Below are 21,745 nucleotides of genomic sequence, written 5' to 3' on the forward strand. Positions count from 1 at the left end.
GGTCATGAAACCGGCCGGTTTGACGTCAACAGTTATTCCGCGGGAGCCGCTTCAAGCTCGCTCACTTCGCCGCCAGCGTTGCGGATTTTTTCCGCAGCGCCCTGGCTGAACTTGTGAGCTTCGACCTTGAACGCGCCCTTGACTTCACCGCGTGAAAGAATCTTCACGGGAGCGCCCAAGCGGGCCAGGCCGCGGGCGTAGATGTCGTCAAGCGTGATGTCGTTTTTGCCTTCAAAGGCTTCCAGCAGGCGGTCAAGATTGATCACGTTGTAGGTAACCTTGAACGGAGCATTCTTGAAGCCGTGCTTGGGCAGACGGCGCTGCAGGGGCATCTGGCCGCCTTCGAAGCCAGGGGCCACACCGCCACCGGCACGGGCATTCTGGCCTTTATGGCCTTTGCCCGCCGTGCAACCCAGACCGGAACCAGAGCCACGGCCCACGCGACGGCGGGTCTTGCGCTCTTCCGGAAAAGGAAAGAGATTGTGCAGTTGCATGGTATATGTCCTCCGACCGTTATTCGATAACGGTCACCATATGCGGAACTTTGGCGATGATGCCCCGGATGGCCGGGGTGTCCTTGAACGTCTTGACCATCTCGCGGCGCTTGAGGCCAAGGGAGTCCAGCAGCTTGCGCTGCGCGGGCGTGGAGCCGATGCGCGAACGCACGAGTTTAACCTTGATTTCTGCCATGACTACTTCCTCGGAGCTTCGAGCTTCTTGCCGCGCAGGGCCGAAACATCGTCGGCGCTGCGCAGGGCGACAAGACCCTGCATGGTGGCGCGAAGCACGTTATGCGGGTTGTTGGTGCCAATGGCCTTGGCAAGCACGTCGCGCACGCCGGCAGCTTCCATAATGGCGCGCACAGCGCCACCGGCGATGATGCCGGTACCTTCGGAGGCGGGCTTGAGCATGACACGTCCGGCGCCGAAGCGGCCCAGAATTTCATAGGGCAGCGTGCCGTCCACAAGGGCAACCTGTACACGGTTCTTGCGAGCGCGTTCGGTAGCCTTGCGCAGGGCTTCGGGCACTTCCTGGGCTTTGCCGAGGCCGAAGCCCACGCCGCCCTTGCCGTCGCCTACCACCACAAGGGCGCTGAAGCTGAACCGACGGCCACCCTTAACAACTTTGGCCACGCGGTTGAGGGAAACGATCTTTTCGATTTCGCCCAACTCGTTCTGCTGAGTTTCGGTATTTTCCTGACGCATATTAGAACTCCAGGCCGCCTTCGCGGGCGCCATCGGCTACGGCTTTGACGCGACCGTGATAAAGATACCCGTTGCGATCGAATACCACCTTGCTGATATTCTTCTCCTTGGCCATGCGGGCAATCTCCATGCCCACCTTTTCTGCGCCGCTCTTGTTGCAGTGCAGCCCGGCTTCGCTCTTGGCAAGCGAAAGCGTGGAGGTGGCCACCAGGGTGGCGCCGTCCAGATCGTTGACGATCTGGGCATAGACATGCAGGTTGGACCTGTAAATAACCAGACGCGGACGTTCGGAGGTACCGCTGATCTTTTTGCGAATGCGGACCTTGCGGCGCTGCCGCGATTCATTCTTGCTGTAATTCATGACGCGCCCCCTACTTCTTGCCGCCGGACTTGCCGACCTTACGGCGGATCGTCTCGGTAGTGTACTTGATGCCCTTGCCCTTGTAGGGTTCAGGCTTGCGGATGCGGCGGATCCTGGCGGCCATTTCGCCCACCAGTTCCTTGTCAATGCCGCTGATGGTCAGCACCTGGCCTTCCACAGCAGCCTTGAGGCCTTCGGGCAGTTCCACCAGCACCGGATGGGAGTAGCCCACCTGAAGCTCGATGATATTGCCTTTCACCGCCACGCGGTAACCAACGCCGATGACTTCCAGAGCCTTGGAAAAGCCCTTGGTGACGCCGTCGATGCAGTTGGAAAGCAGGGTACGGCGCAAGCCGTGCTGGGCGCGGGTAACGCGGTCATCTTCAATGCGGCTCAAGGTCACGTGGCCATCGGCCTGTTCGTACTTGAGCAGGGAGCAGAGAGGGGTGCTCAGCGAGCCCTTGGGGCCTTTCACTTCCACAACATCCGCTCCGATCTTGACTTCAACGCCATTGGGAACGGGAATGGGCAGTTTACCTATTCTGGACATGCTCGCACCGCCTACCAGATTTCACACAGAAGTTCGCCGCCCACCTTCTTGTCATGGGCAGTCATACCGTCCAGCACACCGCTGGACGTGGACAAAATGCAGATACCGAGGCCGTTTTGTACACGGGGGATCTTGTGAGCGCCCACATACACCCGGCGACCGGGCGTGCTGATGCGCTTGAGGCCGCTGATGACGGCCTTGCCCTTCTGGTACTTCAAAGTGATGGTGATGTTACTGTCGGCCACGGCCACGTCTTCGACGTAACCTTCCTGCTTGAGGATGGCGGCTAACGCTTCCTTCATCTTCGAGCGCGGCACATTCACTTCCTTGTGCAGGGCCAAATGTGCGTTGCGGATACGGGTCAGCATATCCGCAATGGGATCTGTCAACATCGAATGCTCCTGAGAGTTTGCGCGCGGGGTTGACGGCCCAATGCCGCCACTTCCCGCAGGCGCGTAAAAACGCGCCATCCGGGCGCTTGCGCGCCCGGAAATTTACCAGCTCGACTTGCGTACGCCGGGCAGCTCGCCACGAAGGGCCATGTTGCGGAAGCAGATACGGCAGATGCCGAACTGACGCAGAAAAGCCCGGGGCCGGCCGCAAAGCGGGCAGCGATTGTAAGCGCGAGCGCTGAACTTGGGCTTGCGCTTAGCCTTTACTTCCAAAGAAGTACGGGACATAGCTTAACTCCTACTTGCGGAACGGCATGCCCAGCTGGTCAAGAAGGAACTTGCCTTCCTTGTCCGTGGACGCCGTGGTGACAATGGTGATGTTCATGCCCTTGGGATTTTCCACACGATCCGCCTCGAGTTCGGGGAAGATGGTGTGTTCCTTGATGCCCAGGGTGAAGTTGCCGCGTCCATCGAACCCACGGTCAGGAATGCCGCGAAAGTCGCGCACACGGGGCAGTGCGAAGTTCATGAGCTTATCAAGAAAGTCCCACATGCGTTCCTTGCGCAGGGTAACGCGGGCGCCGATGGGCATGCCTTCGCGCAGCTTGAACGCAGCGATGGATTTTTTGGCGCGAGTCACCACGGCCTTCTGGCCGGCAATGGCTGAAAGTTCAGCCACAGCCTCTTCCATCAGCTTATTGTTCTGGCTGGCGGCGCCAAGGCCGATGTTCAGAGAGATCTTTTCAATCCCGGGAAGTTGCATGGAAGAGGAGTAGCTAAACTCCTTCTGCATTACCGGAACCACCTTCTCTCTATATATCTTTTCAAGGCGTGTCATCGTATCACCTTATTCCATGACTTCGTTGCACTTTTTGCAGAAGCGCACTTTCTTTTCCTTGCCCTCAGACTCGATGGTCTTGTAACCCACGCGGGTGGCTTTGCCACAAGCGGAGCAGACAACCATGACGTTGGACACGTGGATGGGCATTTCCTTCTCCACGATGCCGCCGGGCTGCTGGGCATAGGGGTTGGGGCGCATATGGCGCTTGACCATGTTGGTCTTTTCCACCAGCACGCGATCCTTCTTGCGCAGGATCTTGAGCACCTTGCCGATTTTGCCCGCGTCTTTGCCGGCGATTACCATCACCTTGTCGTCCTTGCGGATACGATACATTTTCATGACGGTCTCCTACAGCACTTCCGGGGCCAGCGAAATAATTTTCATAAAGTTCATGGCGCGCAGCTCACGGGCCACAGGGCCGAAGATGCGGGTGCCGAGCGGCTCGCCCTGATTGGAAAGCAGCACAGCGGCATTGCCGTCGAACTTGATATAGCTGCCGTCCATGCGACGCACTTCTTTGGCGGTACGCACGATAACAGCCTTCATCACGTCGCCCTTCTTCACTTTGCTATGCGGTATGGCTTCCTTAATGGAAACCACTACAATGTCGCCGACCGAGGCGTAGCGGCGGTGTGAACCGCCCAGCACCTTGATGCAGGCAACCTTTTTGGCGCCGGAATTATCGGCGACCTGAAGCGTGGATTCTACCTGGATCATGGTCCTACCCTACACGGCTTTTTCAATGATGGAGACCAGATGCCAGCGCTTGTTGCGCGAAAGCGGACGGAACTCCACAATCTTGACCTTATCGCCCATACCGCATTCGTTCATGGGATCATGAGCCGTGAACTTTTTGCGGCGCCTCACATACTTCTTGAGCAGAGGGTGCTTGACCAGGGTCTCAACGCGCACGACAATGGTCTTGTCGTTCTTGTCGCTCACCACAATGCCGGTCAGCGTTCTGCCCTTACGATCTTCCAGAGCTTGCATTTTAGGCCCTCTGTTCCTTTTCGTTCAGTACAGTCTCGATGCGCGCCACATGCTTGCGCATGGCCTTCAGCTCGGAAGTCTTTTCAAGCTGCGCAGCGGCGTGCTTGAAGCGGGCGGACATCAGTTCCTGGCGCTGCTCGACCAGCTTGCCGCGCAGTTCTTCAACGCTCATGGCGCGAAGGTCGGCGGCAGCGGGCCGGACGCTCTTTTCAATTTTTTTCTTGGCAGCCATTTAGATGCCCTCCCTCACCACGATGACGGTCTTCACGGGCAGCTTGTGCGCGGCGCGGGTGAGCGCTTCGCGGGCAAGGTCAAGGCTGACGCCCTTGATTTCATACAGCACGCGGCCGGGTTTCACCGGAGCGCACCAGCCCACCGGGGCGCCCTTACCGGAACCCTGACGGGTTTCAAGGGGCTTGGCGGTCACAGGGCGGTCGGGGAACACGCGGATCCAAACCTTACCACCGCGCTTGATGTGGCGCATCATGGCGATACGCGCAGCTTCAATCTGCTGGCTGGTAAGCTGTCCGTGCTGCACGGCCTTCAAACCAATGTCGCCAAAGGCAACTGTAGCGCCGCGGGTGGCCAGGCCGCGGAGGCGGCCCTTCTGCCATTTGCGGAATTTTACTTTTTTAGGCGCAAGCATTACTGATCAACCTCTTTGTCAAGGATTTCACCCTTGTATATCCACACCTTGACGCCAATGATGCCGTAGGTGGTGCGCGCTTCAGCAAAACCGTAGTCAATGTCGGCGCGCAGTGTCTGCAGGGGCACCCGGCCATCGCGGTACCATTCGGTACGGGCGATTTCAGCGCCGGCCAGACGACCGGAACACGTCACCTTGATGCCTTCGCCGCCGAACTTGCGTGCCATTGACACGGTACGCTTCATGGCGCGGCGGAAAGCCACACGGCGCTCCAGCTGCTGTGCCACGTTTTCGGCCACAAGCTGGGCGTCCACTTCAGGACGACGGATTTCATTTACTTCAAGCGAAAACTCACGGCCGAACTTCTGACGAAGATCGTTGCGCAGCTTTTCGATTTCCACACCCTTGCGACCGATGACAATACCGGGGCGGGCAGTGGACAGGATAAGCCGTACCTTGCCGCCTGCACGTTCGATTTCGATCTTGGAAACGCCTGCATGATACAGAAGCTTCTTCACGAACGCGCGGATCTTGCTGTCTTCATAGACAAAGGCGGGGTATTCTTTCTTGCTGAACCAACGGGACTGCCAGTTCTTGTTATACCCAAGCCGGAACCCGAACGGATGTACTTTCTGACCCATAGCCTATTCCTGCCCTTCTGCGAGTATAACGGTGACGTGGCTCGTGCGCTTATGAATCTTGGTCGCCCGGCCCTGGGCACGGGGCATGAAGCGCTTCCAGGTGGGGCCTTCGTTGACCACGACTTCCTTCACCACCATGGCGTCCACATCAACGCCGCCCAGCTGAGAGGCATTAGCCAGCGCGCTTTTCAGCACACCGTAAATAACCCCAGCGGGCTTATTGGGCGTAAAGCGCAGAAGGTTCATTGCCTCCTCCACTCCAAGGCCCTGCACGTTTTTGGCGACAAGACGGGTCTTGCGCGGCGAAACGCGCTGGAATTTCGCAATAGCTTTAGATTCCATATCGCTACCCTACTTCCTGCCGGCCTTAGCCTTTTTGTCGGCGGCATGCCCATGGTAGGTACGGGTGGGCGAGAATTCGCCCAGCTTGTGACCAACCATGTTTTCGGTGACGAACACCGGCACGAACTTTTTGCCATTATGCACCGCAAAGGTCAGTCCCACCATTTCCGGCAGGATGGTCGAGCGGCGCGACCAGGTCTTGACCACGCGCCTATCGCTGTTGGCCACGGCGGTGTCGACCTTCTTCATCAAATGACCGTCAACAAACGGCCCTTTTTTCAATGATCTCGGCATGAGCTACTCCTACTTCTGGCCGCGGCGTTTAACAATAAGCCTTGAAGAGGCCTTCTTCTTGTCGCGGGTCTTGTAACCCTTGGCGGGCATGCCCCAGGGCGACACAGGATGACGACCACCAGAGCTTCTGCCTTCGCCACCGCCCAAAGGATGGTCGATGGGGTTCATGGCCACGCCACGGACCTTGGGACGGCGACCGAGCCAGCGGTTACGGCCAGCCTTGCCCAGCGAGATGCTTTCATGATGCACGTTGCCCACCTGGCCCACAGTGGCCACGCAGGTCACGAGCACCTTGCGGACTTCGCCGGAGGGCAGGCGCAGCAGAGCGTGCTTGCCTTCCTTGGCGACGAGCTGAGCGTAGGTGCCCGCGGCGCGGCAAAGCTGTCCGCCCTTGCCGGGGTACAGCTCGACGTTGTGGATGACCGTACCCACGGGGATGCGCTGCATGGGCAGAGCATTACCGGGCATGATGTCGGCCACGACGCCGTTGCGCTCGTTGACGCCGGACATGACCACGTCGCCCTGCTTCAGGCCCACAGGAGCCAGAATGTACCGCTTTTCGCCATCCGTGTAGTGCAGAAGGGCGATGCGGGCGGAGCGGTTGGGATCATATTCAATGTGAGCAACACGGGCTTCAATGCCGGTTTTATCGCGCTTGAAGTCAATGATGCGGTACAGACGCTTCACGCCACCGCCACGACGGCGGCTGGTGACACGGCCCAAGTTATTGCGGCCGGCCTTCTTGGTCAGACCGACAGTAAGGGACTTCTCAGGGCGCGTCCGGGTGATTTCCTCAAAATCGGAAACCGTCTGGAAACGACGCCCAGCGGAAGTCGGTTTCAGCTTGCGGACAGCCATGCTTATACTCCCTCGAAGAACTCGATTTTATCGCCCTGGCGCAGCGTCACATACGCTTTTTTCCAGCCAGCCTTGCGACCAACCACACGGCCCTGGCGCTCCCTGTTCAGGGGCGCGCGGCGAACCACGTTGACCGCTTCCACTTTAACATCAAAAGCCTTTTCCACGGCCTGCTTGATTTCAAGCTTGTTGGCCTGAGTGTGGACCATAAAGGCCACCTGCTGCGCTTCGTCCTTGATCATGGTCGTCTTTTCGGTCAGCAGGGGCTTGAGCAGAACAGAAGTGATTTCCATAACTACGCTCCCTTCTTCGCGAAACGCGCCTGAACGGATTCCACAGCGCCTTCAAGCAACACAAGCTGCTTGTGCTTCAGGATTTCAAGCACGCTCAGGCGGTCCACCGTGGTCAGGGTGAGGCCGGGGATGTTGCGAACCGAGCGGGTCAGTTCAACGTTTTCCTCGGGCGCCACGATGAGGGCCTTGTTGAGGCCCAGGGTGTTGGCCACCTTGGCAAAATGTTTGGTTTTGGCTTCGGGCAGTTCAATGCCCTTAACCACCATAAGGGTTTCTGCGGCCAGGCGGCTGGACAGAGCCATCTTGAGAGCCAGGGCGCGAACCTTGCTGTTAACCTTGAAGCTGTAGTCGCGGGGGCTGGGTCCAAAAATGATCGCGCCGCCGCGCCAGATGGGCGAACGGTTGGAACCGGCGCGTGCGCGGCCGGTGCCCTTCTGCTTCCAGGGCTTGACGCCGCCGCCGGAAACAAAGGCGCGGGTCTTGGCATTGTGCGTTCCAGCGCGTTTGGCCGCCATTTGGGCGCGCGCCACGAGATTGAGGATTTCGGGCCTCACCTCGATTTCGAACACATCGGAAGCCAGCGTAACTTCACCGCTTTCCTGCTTGTTCTGATCAAATATTTTCACGGTAGCCATTGCTGCTTCCTCTACTGCTTGCGGATCAGTACCAGCCCGTTCTTGGGGCCGGGCACGGAACCTTTGACCAGAATGACGTTGTCCTCAGGACGGACGTCAACAATGGTCAGGCCCATTTCCGTAACGGTTTCATTGCCCCAGTGGCCAGCCATCTTCCGGCCCTTGAACACGCGGCCGGGGAAGGTGTTGTTACCGATGGAGCCGTTGTTGCGGTGCACCTTTTCGCAGCCGTGCGTATCCTTGGAGCCAGCAAAGTTCCAGCGGCGCATACGGCCCTGATACCCCTTACCAACGCTCTTGCCGGTCACCTTGACGGTGTCGCCGGCGGCGAACATTTCAACGGTAAGTTCCTGGCCCAGCTCCTGCTCGGGAGCAGCAGAAAGGCGGATCTCACGCAGGTGGCGGAAGAGTCCTTTGCCAGCCTTGGCAAAGTGGCCCTGCATGGCCTTGCCCACGTGCTTTTCCTTAGCGGCGGTCAGCGCGATCTGCACGGCGTTGTAGCCGTCGCTGGACGCGGTCTTGACCTGGGTGACCGGGCAAGGTCCTGCCTCAATCACCGTAACGGGCACAGCGGCGCCGTTGCCGTCAAATATGCGGGTCATACCGAGTTTGCGACCCAAAATTCCCATTTTCTCAGCCATGACTGCCTCTCGCTAGAGCTTGATTTCCACGTCCACACCGGCGGGCAAGGAAAGCTTGCCCAGCGCGTCGACGGTCTGCTGGGTGGGTTCCAGAATATCCATAAGCCGCTTGTGAATACGCATCTCAAACTGCTCACGGGACTTCTTGTCCACATGCACGGAACGCTGCACGGTATACTTATGAATGTTGGTGGGCAGAGGAATGGGCCCCGCCACACCGGCACCCGTATTGCGCGCCGTATCCACGATTTCCGCAACGGCTTTATCCAGAATGCGGTAATCGTAGGCTTTGAGCTTGATCCGAATGCGATCGCTGCTAACTGTCGTCATTGTTGCCTACTCCGTTTGCATAAACATCCCACGTGCCGACCACCGGCTACGCGGGCTTCTTCACAGCATTCGCGGGCCATGAAGCATGGCCCGAAGGCCGACCTCACCCTGGAATGGGACGGAACGGAGCAACGTAAGGGGCTGCGCTAATGCGCGCATCATGCCTGATATCAGGATATTCGGAAGATTTTGGACGCCTGAACGCGCCTGCATCATCCGCATGATGCTCCCCGGCGTCGCCCAGGCCAGGCCACCAAGAAAAGGTGGCAAGGCGGTCCCGCAGGGTCACCAAATGAGGGGAATCCTCCCCCCTACCTTACAGCCCCGGGTCACGCGCGCCTCCGGGGCAGCGGTGGGATCCGTCGATGGGCTGGAACGGCTCGACATTGTCCGGCATCTGGTAACGCCTGCACATGTCAAAACCTGTCGGGTTCGCTTTGAACCCTTCCAGGTACAGCAGGGCAGACTCAATCTGCCCTTCCCTGCCGTCCAGGGAATACCCATTGAAGACACCTGTCCCAATGGGCAAGGGATGTTTTAGCCAACACAAGCCGCCGCGTCAAGGCTTTTTACACTATTTTTTGTTTTGCGTCATCAGAACGTCACTTGACACCCAAGTAACTCACTAGGTATACGCGTAAACCGAAAATTGTTTTTTTCCATTTTTTTTCGTCCCGCAGCGCGCAGCACGCCACACCCCGGCTTTTTTCAAGGAGAATGCGTGGCATATAACACCGCCCCGAACGCCAATCACACTGTGTATCAGGACACCGTCATCAACTATATGAAGAATGATGGCGGACACGTCATGGTTCTCAGCAACGATCAGGCGTTCAGCACGCAATTGCGCCTCACCCTTGCCAAAGACCTTGGGCTCACCTCCCCCGGCCTTTTCACCGCCCTTACTGATCCCCGCATGGTATTGCAGGAACTGCAGGCCTTGCTGCCCAGCCATCCTGCCCCCATACTCTTTCTTGAGCGCATGATAAACGGCCAGGACCTGAGTTTTCTGGTCGGCCAGATCAAGCAGGCCTACAGCGGACTCAAGATAATCATCCTTACCAACGACGTGCAGCGTGACCGCCTGATGCTTTTGCACGAGGTGGGGGCGGACAACTTCATCGCCAAGCCCGTTTCCATAAATACGCTTATTGAAAAAATGGCCTTCACCATCAAGCCGCAGAGCAAGCTTGGTCAGGCCATTGACTTTGCCAAAGGACTTTTGGCTCGTGAGCAGTTTGAGCAGGCCCTTGCCGCCAGCCGGAAAATTCTTGAAATCAAGCCGGGCAGCGCGGCGGCCTATCTTGTCATGGGCGACGCCCACCGTGGCCTCAGCCAGTTCGACCAGGCGCACGCCGCCTATGAAGCGGCGGCTGCAGCCGCCGACCTTTACCTCGCGCCCCTGCAACGGCTCGCTGAAATGTATGAGGAGCTGGACAACAAGGAAAACCAGCTTCACTATCTGAATAAGCTCGACCAGATTTCGCCCCTCAACGTCAACCGCAAGGTCAGTCTGGGCGAGGTGCATCTGGCGCTGGGGAATGTGGAACAAGCCGAGAATTTTTTTGACAAGGCCCTCACGCAGATGAACCGCGAAGCCGTGGAGGGGCTCAGCGCCCTTTCCAGCCGTATTGCCGAGGTCTACGCCGACCGCGACCCGCAGAAGGCCGAAAAATTTCTGCGCAACAGCCTTGAGGTCAAGGGCAAGTATCTTTCCAAAAGCGATATCGTGGTTTTCAACCAGCTTGGCATCAGCCTGCGCAAGCAGGGGCGCTGGCGTGACTCCATCATTGAATACAAGCGCGCCCTCAAAATAGCCCCGGACGACGCCAACCTTTATTACAACATGGGCATGGCTTTTGCCGAGGGGCAGGATTTTATCCAGGCCAAGGCCAACCTGCTCAAGGCCCTTGAGCTGGACACCGACATATACAAGGCCAGTGCCGCCATTGCGTTCAATTTTGGGGCCGTCTTTTTGCAGTCACGCGAAAAGCAGCGGGCCGCGCAGTTTTTTCAGACGGCTCTTCATCAGGAACCCGGCCATGCATCGGCCCGGCTGGGCCTGGAACGGAGCATGTTCTAAAGAGTGTAGTCACGAGCGCCTTTCCAGATATTTCTATGTCGAACTTCACCTTTTATTCCGGTCGAGTGCCATCAGAGCGCACTCTCTGCATAAAAGGCTCGTTCCCCTTGATGTAGCTGAAAATTCATCTCGTGATTACACTGCCCAGACCTGAGTAACCTTGATAGTGTTTACATGTTCCACGAATCTACCCCGCGCTGCGGCGTGCTGCGCTCTCCCCCAATGTTAAAGCGCGTACCCTTTTTACAAGGGTACGCGCTTTAACATCTCCGCTTCAGATCAAAAAACTCTCAGTAATAACTAAGATACAATAAGAGTTTTAGGGGGTGGGGGCGTGGGGGAGGAAACCCTTTTGCAAAAGGGTCCCTTCCCCACAAAGCATTTCATCCCTCCCACTAATCATTTCAAAAGTACGATGCACGATCAGGCCGCTCCGCCGTCTTTCTGGCCCAGCAGAGCGCGCGCGTAATCCTCGCCATTGAAGGGCCGCAGGTCTTCGAGCTTTTCGCCCAGTCCCACAAAGGTTATGGGCAGGTGGTGCTGCATGGCCACGGCAATGGCGACGCCGCCCTTGGCCGTGCCGTCCAGTTTGGTAATGATGAGTTCGTCCACGCCCGCTGCTTCCTTGAACAGTTTGGTCTGCGACAGGGCATTCTGGCCCGTGGTCGCGTCAATGACCAAGATGCTGCGGTGGGGCGCGCCCGGATGCTTTTTGCCCAGCACCTGGCGGATCTTGGTCAGCTCTTCCATAAGATTGACCTTGGTTTGCAGACGGCCAGCCGTATCCACAAAAAGGACGTCCACGCCTTCCTTCACGGCCCTGTCCATGGCCTCGTACGCCACGGAGGCCGGATCCGATCCCGGGGCCTTGGCATGAAAAAGCGCCCCTACGCGACCTGCCCAGACCTGCAACTGCTCGATGGCGGCAGCGCGGAAGGTGTCGGCAGCGGCGATCATGACCTTTTTGCCCTGCATGCGCGCGCGGTGCGCCAGTTTGGCGATGGTCGTGGTTTTACCCACGCCATTGACGCCGATCATGAGCACAACTTCGGGCGGATTGACGGCGGCAATGCGGCGCGGCGCACGAAATATCTCTTCGACTTCGGCCATGAGCAGGGCGCGCATGCCCGACGCCTGCGTGATTTTTTCCTTGCGCGCCCGTTCCTTGAGGCGCTCCACCAGTTCCAGCGACGGTTCATAGCCGAGGTCGGCCATGATAAACAGCTCTTCAAGCTCTTCCCAGAAGGCGTCGTCAAGCTCGCCATGGCTCGAAAACAGTGAATCCAGACCGCGCGCGAGCTGATCGCGCGTGCGGGCCAGCCCTTCGGTTATCTTGATGAACAGGCGGCTGCGCTCGTCTTCCTCATCTTCCAGATCAAGGGCCAGAGCCAGGCGGTACTGCAATTCCGAGCGGAATTCCTCAACCTGCCGATACTCCATACGCTGCGTCCAGGCGCGAAAGTCGTCAACAAAAGCCTGCGTTTCCTGAGGCGGCGCTTCCAGCGCGCCAAGCAGAAAAGAAAGGCGCTGCCACAAAAGATCGCCTGTTTCATCAACTCCTTCCAGAACGATGCCAAGCCAGACAGAGAGGCGCGGTTCCGCCTCGCGCAGGCGCAGCGTCAGCGCTTCTTCCGCAGGGCTTGCGGCAACAGCGGCAGGAGCGGATACTGTGGAGACAGCGTGCGCCGTTGCTTGGGCAGCAGACCCGGCAGCGGCAGGATTGGCGGCGGGAATGGCGTCTGCGGCTTCATTTTCCGCATGGGCCGCAGCCTGGGGGCCTTCAGCGTCCGCCGCTTGCTGCGCTGGCGTTTCCGGCTGGCCCGGAGCCTGAACGTCTTTCAGGGCAGAAGCGTCTCCCTGTTCCTGAATCTGTGACTTCTGTTCTTCGGCGGGTTCAGAGCCGAACATTTTTTTGATGGCTGAAAAAAATCCCATTCCTTCTCCTTATGGCTCGTGACCGCGCAGGCTTGTGCGCAACGGCTGCATCTGAAGCGTGTTGCCCCGTAAAATACGTATTCCCAAATATTACGCGGATCAGTGCAGCGCTTCACAGCACGCATGAACCGGACGTATGAACCGCGCGCATAGATGGCGCGCATGAACAGCGTCAATGAACTGCACATATGAATTGGGCGGCTGCCCGGCGGTTTCCGTCCTCAGCGCAGGGCGTCCAGCACGGCATCCAGGGCCTGAACGCATTCCTCAACCGCCAGCCTTGCGCGTTCCCTGTCGGGACAGTGCAGGGCCGTCTGCATATCCCTGGCCGCTGCGGCCAGACGTTCGGCTCCAAGGCAGGGAGCGGCTCGTTCCAGCAGATCCCCAAGGCGGCACAGCGCAGCGTCGTCGCCCGCCGCGTACAGGCGGCCCATAAGTTCCGGCCCCTGGGCGAAGCTGTGCCGGAACAGTCCGGCGGTCACCTGCCAGGCGTGGTCATGCCGACGCATAAAGGCCAACCCCAGCGCAGGGCTCGCAACTTCGCCAGCCGCCAGGGGCGCGCTCAGGGGCCCGATGGGCTCATCATCACGCGCGGCCACTCCGCCGCCATCACAGGGGCTGCCCTGCTCAGTCTGAATCTGTCCGCACGGTGCGGCCTCTTCAGACAAAGCCTCTGCCCCGGTTGCAGCCAGAGCAAGGGAGTCCTCCGGCTCCCGCCGTGGAACACTCTGCCCTCCGCCCCCGCCAGTTGCGTCGCGCTGCAAACGCGTCCGCCACATAAAGGCCAGGGCCGCCGTCCAACACAAAAAACTCAGCACAAAGCGCCATGTTTCGCGCCGGGCCGCGAGAGCAGCGCCCTCCTGGCTTACACGCGGCGAAACATAGACTTCCACAGTACCTACGGGCCGACCTTCCACACGCAGCGGACTCACGCCCGACACGGCCCCTTCGTCTATTTCGTCGTCCCAAGGCACAGGCTCCCACTGATAATTGCGGCGCTGCCCTTCCAGCATGCCCTGCGGCGTTTGCACCTTAATGGCGTAGATGCTCTCATTTTCCATAGCGGCCATGACAATGGTGCGTGCCGCCAGTTCGTCCACATCCCATGCGGGTACGGCCAGCAGCGCCGAAAGCTGTACGGCAGTGTTGCGCGCCTCGATGGCAAGGCGCTCCCGGGCGGCTTCACGCTCTTCACGTACCGTCCACAAGGCAGGCAGCAACAGAGCCAGCAGACCGGCGCACCAGATGGCCAGCAGCAGGCGACCAGACGCAATTTTTGCACGCTGTGACATAATTTTTCCACAAAAGGCGGATTGCGCGCCCTCTCAGGCGTTGCCATCAACTATATGGACGCGCGTCTTCTTGCGCAAGCGCCCTGCCAGAAGAGCCATATCAGGATCGCGCAAAATCCTCAGACACAGAATCCAGGCCAGTACGCCGCCCGCAATGGCCAGGCAGAGCGACGGCCACAGCCCAAGGGGTTCCGCAAAATGCGCCAGCGCCTCGGCCGCAAGGCCGGTAAGGCCACCGGCCAGCACGTGCCGCCATATATCCTTCCAGCCGGGCAACCAGGATGGTGCAAAAAAAAGATTGCGCGCTGGCGACCGCAACGGATCGCCGCCACTCTTGTCCGGCAAAGCCCTTTGCAAAAGGAGCAGCAGCAGGCCGCACTGCAGCCAGAGGCCAAGGCTCACGGCCAGCGCCGGAGCCATTCCGCTGTGCTGCGGCCCGAGAACGCGGGCCAGAGCAAGTCCGGCGGCCAGTGTGCCGCCCACAGCCCACAAGGCGCTCATGGCCGTGCGGCGCACAAGCCCCAGAGCGTTGCAGGCCGCCAGCAGCGAGCGGTTGCAGGCAAAGGCGGGCAGGCCGGGCACATAGGCCAGCAGGGCAAGGCCTGTTTCCCTGGCGGCCTGGCTGTCAAAAGCGCCGTGCCCCAGAAGACCCGTGACAAGTTGCGGCCCCACTGCCCACAAACCGGCAGCCGCCGGCAGACTGAGCATGACAGTCAGACGCAGAGCCGTGGAAAGCTGCGCCGAAAATTGGGTAAAGTCCTTTTCCGCCGCCAGTCGGCTCAGGGTCGGCAGGCTGGCCATGCCAAGACAGACGCCCACAAGCCCCAAAGGCAGTTCAAGCAGCCTTTCGGCATAGTACAGGGCGGCCACCTGCCCCTGCCCCAGACCCGAGGCCAGCGTCATGGCGGCCAGCATGGCAAGCTGCGGCGCGGCAGCCCCAAGAACCCCGCCCGGCAGCAGGGCCAGGCAGCGCCATGCGCCAGCCGAAATCTCACGATCAGCACGGGCATCCGCCGCATTTGCGGCTGCGCGCCCGCCCGCCCCGCTCTCTCCGGCAGACGCGTCGTGCGCGCGCGGGTCAATATCTGGCAAAAGGCGGCGCACCGCCAGCCATTGCGCCAGCCACTGGGCCAACCCGCCGCAAAGCATGCCCACCGCCAGCGCCTCGGCTGGCGGGCAAAGCCCCAATGCCGCCGCCACAGCGGCGAGCAGCATGACCAGATTAAATAAAGCCGGAGACAGGGCTGGCAGCCAGAATACGCCCATGCTGTGCAAAAGGGCCATGCCCAGCGCAGCCATGCCCGCCGCCAGCACATAGGGCAGGCAGATGCGCAGCAACACCACAGTACGTTCCAGTTCCGGGCCGCTGAAACCGGGAGCCAGCAGTCTGGCCAGCCAGGGCGCAGCCGCCAGACCCAGCAGGGTCAGCAGTAGAAGCGCCAGACCAAGGCGCAGCGACATGGCGCGGGCCAGAAGCCGCAGAGCCGCGTTGCCGGATTTTTCCGCCCCGCCGTCACAAGCCTCCGAGCGTACGCCATAGCGGAATTCACCGCCCTGACGCAGACGCACCAGACTGGCCGTCAGCGTCATCGACAGGGAGCCTTCGCCGAGCAGCCGCCGCAATACGTGGGGCAGACGCATGGCCGCCACCAGGGCGTCTGCGGCAGCGCCTCCGCCCAGGAGCCACGCCATGCTCATGTCGCGCGCAAGCCCCAGCAGGCGTGAAAAAAGCGCAAAACCGCCAAGTAGGGCCGCTGTGCGGGCCAAGCCGGAGCCGGGCGTGTTTTGTTGCTGACTGCGCATGGACATAGCCTGCAAACCGGGTTTTGGAAACGTCATTTCAAATGGCCGCCGTAGCCGCCGCTCGCCCGACACGTCCCGCTGCCACATCCGCCCAAAGACGTCCGCCAAGGACGTGATCGGACGTGGGCCGTCAGACCGTCGCCCGACCTGACAGCCCCCGTAGCTGCTTGCCGCGATTGCCCGCCGCGACGGCGTACGCGCACCATATCCGCGTGTAACGCGCCGAAACGGGCATGGCGAACACCTTGAGACTGCACATCTAGGGCATTTTAACCTTGAAACAAGTTAAAATACTCTAAGGCTGCACGCGAGTGCAACGCGCCACGACATGCGTGGATTCTGCCGAAAAATACAATTTTCGGCAGAATGACAAATTGAAATGTGAAGTATTTCAAAGTTAACCTGCTCTAGGGTCGATGCGGGTCCGGCTCGGATTTCCAGGAACGCACGACCTCGCGCACTAGGGCGTTCTGTTCTTCGGGCATGTCCTTGAAGGATTCGGCAAACACATGGATGCGCGTTCCCCCGCGTGGCGCGAACAGACCCTTGACCCGGCACCAGCAGGGGTTCAGCAGTGTGCGCAGGTCATCCAGCACATTGTTGGTGATGGTTTCCATAAAAGACTGATGGTTGCGAAAGGCGAACATATAAAGCTTGAAGCTTTTGGACTCAACGCAAAGCTCGTCGGGGATGTATTCAACAGTGATGGTGCCGCAGTCGGGCTGGCCCGTCACCGGACAGAGCGAGGTGAATTCGGGAAAGCTGATGCTGATGACATAGGGGCGCTGCGGAAAACAATTGGGAAAGGCCTCCAGCTGGGCCACGCTCGGGCCCCCTTCCGGGGTGGCAAGACGGCCTGTGCCAAGAACCTTCAGGTCCTGGGTCTGATCCTGGCTACGAGTGGTCATAACTATGAACTCCTTGAAAAAGATGCCCGGCGCCATCCCAAATCGAGAAGATGCGGGCGCGTATGGGACTTGTAACCCATCGCGCTTGCGGCTACAATATTCTATTATACACTTGAATCCGATACCAGCCTTACGGATTTTCCGGAGTATGCATGAATATTCTGATGCACCTACACGCCTGCCAGCGCGGGCAATGCCTGCCGCTTCTGCCTGCGGGCGCGCCCCTTGACGGCCCCATGGCGGGTCATGGCCTCATGGCCCCGGAGCAGTGGGCCCTGCCCACGCTCGCGGTAGGAACCACCCTTTGCGGCGCTTGCGGCACAGCCCTGCTCAAGGTGACCGGGCGGGCCTGGCTGGCCGTGCCGGTCAGCCAGGGCGGCGCTACCCAGGCATGCGTCATTGACGTAACGCGCCATGCCGCGCACTGCCTGCTGCTGACGGCGCTTACCGATCTGCCTGAAGGGCCGCTGGAACTGACCCCCCGCAAGGATGGGCACAGCCTGGCCTGGGTGACCCTTTCGGACAAGGGCTCGCGCGGCATGCGCCAGGATTTGAGCGGTCCCGCCATTGCCGAGGCCGTAGCCGCAGCCATGCCCCTGTGCCACAGCCAGGGTTTCGTGCTGCCTGATGAGGCGCCCCAGTTGCGCGCCCTGCTCACGGAACTGGCCCTGAGCCAGGGGTATGACATTATCTGTACCACTGGCGGCACGGGGCTGTCCCAACGCGACATCACGCCCCAGGTCACGGAAGCCCTGCTTGACGCCAGCCTGCCCGGCTTCAGCCAGGCCATGCTCGCCGCAAGCATGGCCAAAACGCCGCACGCCATCATATCGCGCGCCGCAGCGGGAATACTTGGGCAAAGCATCATCATCAACCTGCCGGGCAGCCGCAAGGCGGTTGTTGAAAATCTGGCGGCCGTGCTGCCCGCCCTGCCCCACGCCCTGAGCAAGCTTCAGGGCGATATGGGCGATTGCGGCGGCTAGGCAGCGCCAATACAACTATCCATTTTTTCCGGGTTGCTGCTCAACCCAGGAACAGCTTTATCCTGCGGCCGCGCCGCGCACAGGCATATGCCAGTAGGCGGGCGGGAACGGACATCAGGAATGCGCGTCCTGCATACGAAATCGCCTCAAGGAGAAACCATGCGCTTCAAAAATCCCCTCGGCGGAGTGTCCCTGTCTGTGGACGCCCTGTCAGCGCCCTTCGGCAAGTTCACCGACATCTGCCGCATGATCAAGATCGAGCATTCCGTCTTTGCCCTGCCCTACGCCTGGGCCGGGGCGGTGCTGGCTGCCCGTGGGCTGCCGCCGCTGTGGAGCCTCTTTTTCCTGACCATCGCCATGGTGGCGGCACGGTCCTTCGCGATGGCCTTCAACCGTCTGGTCGACCTGCCCTTTGACCGCGACAACCCGCGCACGCAAAACCGCCCTCTGGTCACCGGAGCCATCACCACCAAACAGACGTGGGCCTTTTGCGCATTCATGGCCATCATTTTTGTGGCGGCCTGCGGCTGCATCAATCAGGTCTGCCTGTGGCTGTCGGTTCCGGCGCTCATTTTTTCCGCCATCTACAGCATCCTCAAACGCTTTTCGCCCATGTGCCATTTCTGGCTGGGCGCGACTCTGGGCCTGGCCCCGCTGGCGGGCTGGCTTTCGGTAAGCCCGCACAGTCTGACCCTGCCGCCCCTGCTGCTGTTTCTGGCCGTCACCTTCTGGGTGGCCGCCTTTGACATCTACTATGCATTTCAGGACATGGATTTTGACATGGCCTTTGACCTGCATTCCATCCCCGCCACCTGCGGCGCAGATACGGCGCTGGCGCTGGCGGCCTTTTCCCACGCCATGACGTCGATCTTCCTGCTGCTCGCCGGTTTTGCCGCCGGTCTGCACTGGCCCTGGTATGTCGTCTGGCTTGGCATCACCACCATGCTCTTTGTGGAGCACAGGCTTATGAAGCCGCAAGACCTGCGGCATGTGAACACGGCCTTTTTCACGCTTAACGGCATCATTTCGCCCGTGGTGCTGATCGGCGTGATATTGGGCATTTACCTGTAGGACAATTTCATGCCACGTAAAAAACAGTACCAATGGCACGCCAAGGACGAAAACGGCGATTCGGATTTTTCACAGCCCAGCCGCTCTGCGAAAAAGCGTGAAAGCCTCGCCCTGCAAGCCCTGGGCGAAGAACTGGCCGGTCTCGCCCCGCAGGAAGTGCAGGCTCTGAACCTGCCAGCCGACCTTGCCGAGGCCCTGGCCTTGTATGTCCGCCTTCGCGACCATGAAGGACGCCGCCGCCAGATGCAGTATATCGGCCGCCTCATGCGCGAAACCGAGACGGAACCCATCCGGGCCGCTCTTGACCAGCGCAAGGAAACCTCGGCGGCCGCCACAGCGGCCCTGCACAGGGCCGAACAGTGGCGTGAGCGCCTGCTTGCCGCCCCGGAAGCCGAACTGGACGACCTGCTGCAAAGCCTGCCCCGCCCCGCTGCGTCTGAGCCCGACCCGGATCAGGATGGAGAGCAACCCACGCGCGGCAAGGGCAAACAGCCTCTCGGCACGGAGGAATTGCGCAAACTTGTGCTGCAGGCCCGCAAGGAAACCGACGACAAGGCCGCGCCCCACGCCCGCAGGGCGCTCTTTCGGGCGCTGCACGGCCTGCTGACAGCGTAGGCCGCCGCCGTGCGTCCAGAACAGGGATAATTTTGCATCATTCCAGTAAAAATACTTGACGCTTGAGAGGTCATACGCTAAAAGCATTCTTCGTTACAACGCCCTTGTAGCTCAGTCGGTAGAGTGCATCCTTGGTAAGGATGAGGTCAGCAGTTCAATCCTGCTCAAGGGCTCCAGAAATTACAGAGGCTTACGGGTAGTATCCGTAAGCCTTTTTTCATCGTTACGATTCTAGCCCCGCAATAGCCCCGCTTTTTTTCGGTTTGGAGTCGTGACACACGAATATGTACTATTACCTCAAAAATGAGGCGGCCATGAAAAGTCTCCGCAAAAAATCAAAGCTCAAAAAAATTACAAGGAAACATCTTCATCGTTTTAAGCCTTCGGCTTCAAATCAAATTAAACTGCGAAACTCTCCAAAAGGAATATCAAACACAAAAAGGGGCGAACCTTTTAGCGCCAGGATTGTCCTATCCAGCGACCATTCCTCGCCCAGCGACGGGCAAAAACGGGAGAAATTGAAAGAACAAATTGGCCGCGCAAGCTCCCTAGGAAAAAACTTGTGCTACACTTTTGACGAAGCAATAGAAAAAATTGCAAAAAAACTTGATGAGGCTGAAGAGTCTTCCATTTTTTCAAAAAAACTTAAATACAGCCCAGCTCTTGCAGTTTTTTTCAAATTATTCATTTGCAAATTGTTTTTTCAGGGAAAAGTTGATTGTGGAATAATTAATAGTGAGGGCGTGGTATCTCCATTATGGGATATGAATGTTTGCTATCAAAATTTTCATAAAAGAATGAACAATATTGCTAATACCCCCCTTGAAGCGATATCAATTTGTTATAAAAGAGATGATGAGCATGAAGACTTTGAAGATATATTTAAAAATTTTTTCAAATATTTGAGTATAAATAAAAAAAATGATCATGGAATTCTTTTTTCCCTGACTGGCAAAGACAATCCCGTCACTCTGGGAGAACGCATGTCGGTTGTCAGTGGGGGAGATTGCGTTACCCCTCCCGTTCGAATTGCCGAGCATGGTCCAGATAGGTATGCACAACTCACCATGTTATCTGGAAAAAAAACATTATTTTACTGTAAAAATTGTAAAAATAAAATCATTGAACTTCCCCTATCAATGGATTTTTGTATATCGTTCAGTCCTCTTTTGGACACTCATGATCCCAGCATACTTAAGCTCAACAAAACGTTACCTAAAAATTTTTCTACATTAATTGGAATGGCTGGTGGAATTTTTTTGCTTTTTTTGGCATCGCATGGCATAGTTGAAACGAAACTTTTTTCTATAGAGAAACGAAGGACAGTGTTCGAATGCTATGATGATTTTGTTGTCGCGAAGTACCGTGACACACTGCAATACTTTAACAGATTTTTATTGTTACAAAAAAAATCATTTGATTTATTTTTAGATAGTTTTAACATCGATCATATTGAAAATTATTATACAAATCCTTTATGTCCGTTTATATTTAAATCTAAAACTAATATTAAAACAAATAATACATCTATCGTTAATGATAAAATTAATATTTTGCAAAAACTTCTTTCCTCTGACGATATAAACAAAAACGCTGATGACCGTGCTATAATTGAAGCAGAACTTCACAGGGTGCGCGACAACCTCAGCATGACACATTTCTATAAAGAGTATTCAAAAACAATTCTTAAAAAGGACAGTGATACAGCTGCTAAATTTTGGGAACGCTTTAAATATAGAATAAAAGTCATTATGAAGAAAAAAGAAATTCATGATTATAAAGTTGAAAAATTTTCCCATGACAAATCCAAAGATGAATAACATCCTTTATGAAAAAATATTATTTATAAAATCCATGTAACAATAATCTTGATGTGTGATTTCAATTCTACTGAATGCAATATTGAATAAATAGTGCCTTGAACGCTAACACTGTAACAATCAATAGCTCTTTATATCGTCTTAAAATTTACAGATATTGCACATTTTGAAATGCACATTGCGCAACAACTAACAATCATCAATCGGAAATAGTCT

31 protein-coding genes and 1 tRNA gene are annotated in these 21,745 nt (G+C 57.8%); 6 read left to right on the top strand and 26 right to left on the bottom strand.

The features are described 5' to 3' along the window. Nucleotides 1-32: 32 nt before the first annotated feature. The 22 genes from rplO to BCS36_RS13340 form a co-directional block, all read right to left on the bottom strand. Nucleotides 33-494 carry a 50S ribosomal protein L15 gene (gene rplO / locus BCS36_RS13235; protein WP_291303338.1) on the bottom strand — a complete coding sequence of 154 codons (462 nt, stop codon included), beginning with the start codon at nt 492-494 and terminating at the stop codon, nt 33-35. Between the two features lie 19 nt (nt 495-513). After that, nucleotides 514-690, bottom strand: a complete 177-nt coding sequence (gene rpmD / locus BCS36_RS13240) for a 50S ribosomal protein L30 (RefSeq protein ID WP_183717171.1) — start codon at nt 688-690, stop codon at nt 514-516. 2 nt (nt 691-692) lie between these two features. Continuing rightward, on the bottom strand, nt 693-1,205 hold the full coding sequence (gene rpsE / locus BCS36_RS13245; protein ID WP_183717169.1) for a 30S ribosomal protein S5: 513 nt from the start codon (nt 1,203-1,205) through the stop codon (nt 693-695). A gap of 1 nt (nt 1,206) precedes the next feature. Further along, nucleotides 1,207-1,566 (bottom strand): 50S ribosomal protein L18, encoded by a 360-nt coding sequence (rplR, locus tag BCS36_RS13250; protein ID WP_291303339.1) that lies wholly within the window; start codon nt 1,564-1,566, stop codon nt 1,207-1,209. A 10-nt stretch (nt 1,567-1,576) separates the two neighbouring features. Next, entirely contained in the window at nt 1,577-2,116 is a 540-nt protein-coding gene (gene rplF, locus BCS36_RS13255; RefSeq protein WP_291303340.1) for a 50S ribosomal protein L6, read from the bottom strand. A gap of 11 nt (nt 2,117-2,127) precedes the next feature. Then, entirely contained in the window at nt 2,128-2,508 is a 381-nt protein-coding gene (rpsH, locus tag BCS36_RS13260; RefSeq protein WP_291303341.1) for a 30S ribosomal protein S8, read from the bottom strand. 102 nt (nt 2,509-2,610) lie between these two features. Then, nucleotides 2,611-2,796 (bottom strand): type Z 30S ribosomal protein S14, encoded by a 186-nt coding sequence (locus BCS36_RS13265; RefSeq protein WP_012624307.1) that lies wholly within the window; start codon nt 2,794-2,796, stop codon nt 2,611-2,613. Nucleotides 2,797-2,806: 10 nt separating this feature from the next. Beyond that, nucleotides 2,807-3,346, bottom strand: a complete 540-nt coding sequence (gene rplE / locus BCS36_RS13270; protein ID WP_291303342.1) for a 50S ribosomal protein L5 — start codon at nt 3,344-3,346, stop codon at nt 2,807-2,809. Between the two features lie 9 nt (nt 3,347-3,355). Then, complete coding sequence (rplX, locus tag BCS36_RS13275; RefSeq protein ID WP_012624305.1) at nt 3,356-3,688, bottom strand: 50S ribosomal protein L24; 333 nt, start codon at nt 3,686-3,688, stop codon at nt 3,356-3,358. A 9-nt stretch (nt 3,689-3,697) separates the two neighbouring features. Continuing rightward, nucleotides 3,698-4,066 (bottom strand): 50S ribosomal protein L14, encoded by a 369-nt coding sequence (rplN, locus tag BCS36_RS13280; RefSeq protein WP_291303343.1) that lies wholly within the window; start codon nt 4,064-4,066, stop codon nt 3,698-3,700. Between the two features lie 9 nt (nt 4,067-4,075). Beyond that, nucleotides 4,076-4,339, bottom strand: coding sequence for a 30S ribosomal protein S17 (gene rpsQ / locus BCS36_RS13285; protein ID WP_012624303.1), 264 nt, complete (start codon nt 4,337-4,339; stop codon nt 4,076-4,078). 1 nt (nt 4,340) lies between these two features. Then, nucleotides 4,341-4,571, bottom strand: a complete 231-nt coding sequence (rpmC, locus tag BCS36_RS13290) for a 50S ribosomal protein L29 (RefSeq protein WP_179979727.1) — start codon at nt 4,569-4,571, stop codon at nt 4,341-4,343. Further along, complete coding sequence (gene rplP / locus BCS36_RS13295) at nt 4,572-4,985, bottom strand: 50S ribosomal protein L16 (protein WP_012624301.1); 414 nt, start codon at nt 4,983-4,985, stop codon at nt 4,572-4,574. Continuing rightward, nucleotides 4,985-5,626 (bottom strand): 30S ribosomal protein S3, encoded by a 642-nt coding sequence (gene rpsC, locus BCS36_RS13300; protein WP_291303344.1) that lies wholly within the window; start codon nt 5,624-5,626, stop codon nt 4,985-4,987. The genes rplP and rpsC overlap by 1 nt, the downstream gene beginning before the upstream one ends. A gap of 3 nt (nt 5,627-5,629) precedes the next feature. After that, nucleotides 5,630-5,968, bottom strand: coding sequence for a 50S ribosomal protein L22 (gene rplV / locus BCS36_RS13305; protein ID WP_179979729.1), 339 nt, complete (start codon nt 5,966-5,968; stop codon nt 5,630-5,632). A gap of 9 nt (nt 5,969-5,977) precedes the next feature. Beyond that, nucleotides 5,978-6,262, bottom strand: coding sequence for a 30S ribosomal protein S19 (rpsS, locus tag BCS36_RS13310; protein ID WP_179979730.1), 285 nt, complete (start codon nt 6,260-6,262; stop codon nt 5,978-5,980). Between the two features lie 9 nt (nt 6,263-6,271). Then, a complete protein-coding gene (gene rplB / locus BCS36_RS13315) occupies nt 6,272-7,120 on the bottom strand; it encodes a 50S ribosomal protein L2 (RefSeq protein ID WP_291303345.1) in 849 nt (282 codons plus the stop codon). Between the two features lie 2 nt (nt 7,121-7,122). Further along, nucleotides 7,123-7,413, bottom strand: a complete 291-nt coding sequence (gene rplW / locus BCS36_RS13320) for a 50S ribosomal protein L23 (protein ID WP_291303346.1) — start codon at nt 7,411-7,413, stop codon at nt 7,123-7,125. A gap of 2 nt (nt 7,414-7,415) precedes the next feature. Beyond that, nucleotides 7,416-8,048 (bottom strand): 50S ribosomal protein L4, encoded by a 633-nt coding sequence (gene rplD / locus BCS36_RS13325; protein WP_291303347.1) that lies wholly within the window; start codon nt 8,046-8,048, stop codon nt 7,416-7,418. A gap of 11 nt (nt 8,049-8,059) precedes the next feature. Next, nucleotides 8,060-8,689 (bottom strand): 50S ribosomal protein L3, encoded by a 630-nt coding sequence (rplC, locus tag BCS36_RS13330; protein WP_291303348.1) that lies wholly within the window; start codon nt 8,687-8,689, stop codon nt 8,060-8,062. Nucleotides 8,690-8,701: 12 nt separating this feature from the next. Then, nucleotides 8,702-9,019: a 30S ribosomal protein S10 gene (rpsJ, locus tag BCS36_RS13335; RefSeq protein ID WP_022658146.1), complete on the bottom strand. Its 318-nt coding sequence runs from the start codon at nt 9,017-9,019 to the stop codon at nt 8,702-8,704. Nucleotides 9,020-9,335: 316 nt separating this feature from the next. Next, entirely contained in the window at nt 9,336-9,548 is a 213-nt protein-coding gene (locus BCS36_RS13340) for a hypothetical protein (RefSeq protein ID WP_291303349.1), read from the bottom strand. Nucleotides 9,549-9,740: 192 nt separating this feature from the next. Here BCS36_RS13340 and BCS36_RS13345 point away from each other — a divergent pair, with 192 nt between their 5' ends. Further along, the gene (locus BCS36_RS13345; RefSeq protein ID WP_291303350.1) at nt 9,741-11,102 is read left to right on the top strand and encodes a response regulator; all 1,362 of its coding nucleotides are present in this window, start codon (nt 9,741-9,743) and stop codon (nt 11,100-11,102) included. Between the two features lie 423 nt (nt 11,103-11,525). Here the strand turns inward: BCS36_RS13345 and ftsY are convergent, their stop codons facing one another. From ftsY to queF, 4 genes are all read right to left on the bottom strand, one after another. Further along, complete coding sequence (gene ftsY / locus BCS36_RS13350) at nt 11,526-13,037, bottom strand: signal recognition particle-docking protein FtsY (protein ID WP_291303351.1); 1,512 nt, start codon at nt 13,035-13,037, stop codon at nt 11,526-11,528. 221 nt (nt 13,038-13,258) lie between these two features. Further along, the gene (locus BCS36_RS13355; protein WP_291303352.1) at nt 13,259-14,329 is read right to left on the bottom strand and encodes a hypothetical protein; all 1,071 of its coding nucleotides are present in this window, start codon (nt 14,327-14,329) and stop codon (nt 13,259-13,261) included. A gap of 33 nt (nt 14,330-14,362) precedes the next feature. Then, a complete protein-coding gene (locus BCS36_RS13360) occupies nt 14,363-16,138 on the bottom strand; it encodes a lipid II flippase MurJ (protein ID WP_291303353.1) in 1,776 nt (591 codons plus the stop codon). Nucleotides 16,139-16,539: 401 nt separating this feature from the next. Continuing rightward, on the bottom strand, nt 16,540-17,040 hold the full coding sequence (gene queF / locus BCS36_RS13365) for a preQ(1) synthase (protein ID WP_291303354.1): 501 nt from the start codon (nt 17,038-17,040) through the stop codon (nt 16,540-16,542). 152 nt (nt 17,041-17,192) lie between these two features. On the opposite strand from queF, the gene BCS36_RS13370 reads away from it, so the two are divergent. The 5 genes from BCS36_RS13370 (at nt 17,193) to BCS36_RS13390 (ending at nt 21,529) form a co-directional block, all read left to right on the top strand. After that, nucleotides 17,193-18,023 carry a MogA/MoaB family molybdenum cofactor biosynthesis protein gene (locus BCS36_RS13370; protein ID WP_291303355.1) on the top strand — a complete coding sequence of 277 codons (831 nt, stop codon included), beginning with the start codon at nt 17,193-17,195 and terminating at the stop codon, nt 18,021-18,023. A gap of 159 nt (nt 18,024-18,182) precedes the next feature. Then, nucleotides 18,183-19,094, top strand: coding sequence for a UbiA-like polyprenyltransferase (locus BCS36_RS13375; RefSeq protein WP_291303356.1), 912 nt, complete (start codon nt 18,183-18,185; stop codon nt 19,092-19,094). A 9-nt stretch (nt 19,095-19,103) separates the two neighbouring features. Next, nucleotides 19,104-19,709: a ribosome biogenesis factor YjgA gene (gene yjgA, locus BCS36_RS13380; protein ID WP_291303357.1), complete on the top strand. Its 606-nt coding sequence runs from the start codon at nt 19,104-19,106 to the stop codon at nt 19,707-19,709. 100 nt (nt 19,710-19,809) lie between these two features. Then, nucleotides 19,810-19,885: transfer RNA gene (locus BCS36_RS13385), tRNA-Thr, on the top strand. A gap of 138 nt (nt 19,886-20,023) precedes the next feature. Continuing rightward, a complete protein-coding gene (locus BCS36_RS13390) occupies nt 20,024-21,529 on the top strand; it encodes a hypothetical protein (RefSeq protein WP_179979742.1) in 1,506 nt (501 codons plus the stop codon). Nucleotides 21,530-21,745: the final 216 nt, after the last annotated feature.

This window comes from Desulfovibrio sp. MES5 (assembly GCF_002237645.1).
Classification (GTDB): domain Bacteria; phylum Desulfobacterota; class Desulfovibrionia; order Desulfovibrionales; family Desulfovibrionaceae; genus Desulfovibrio.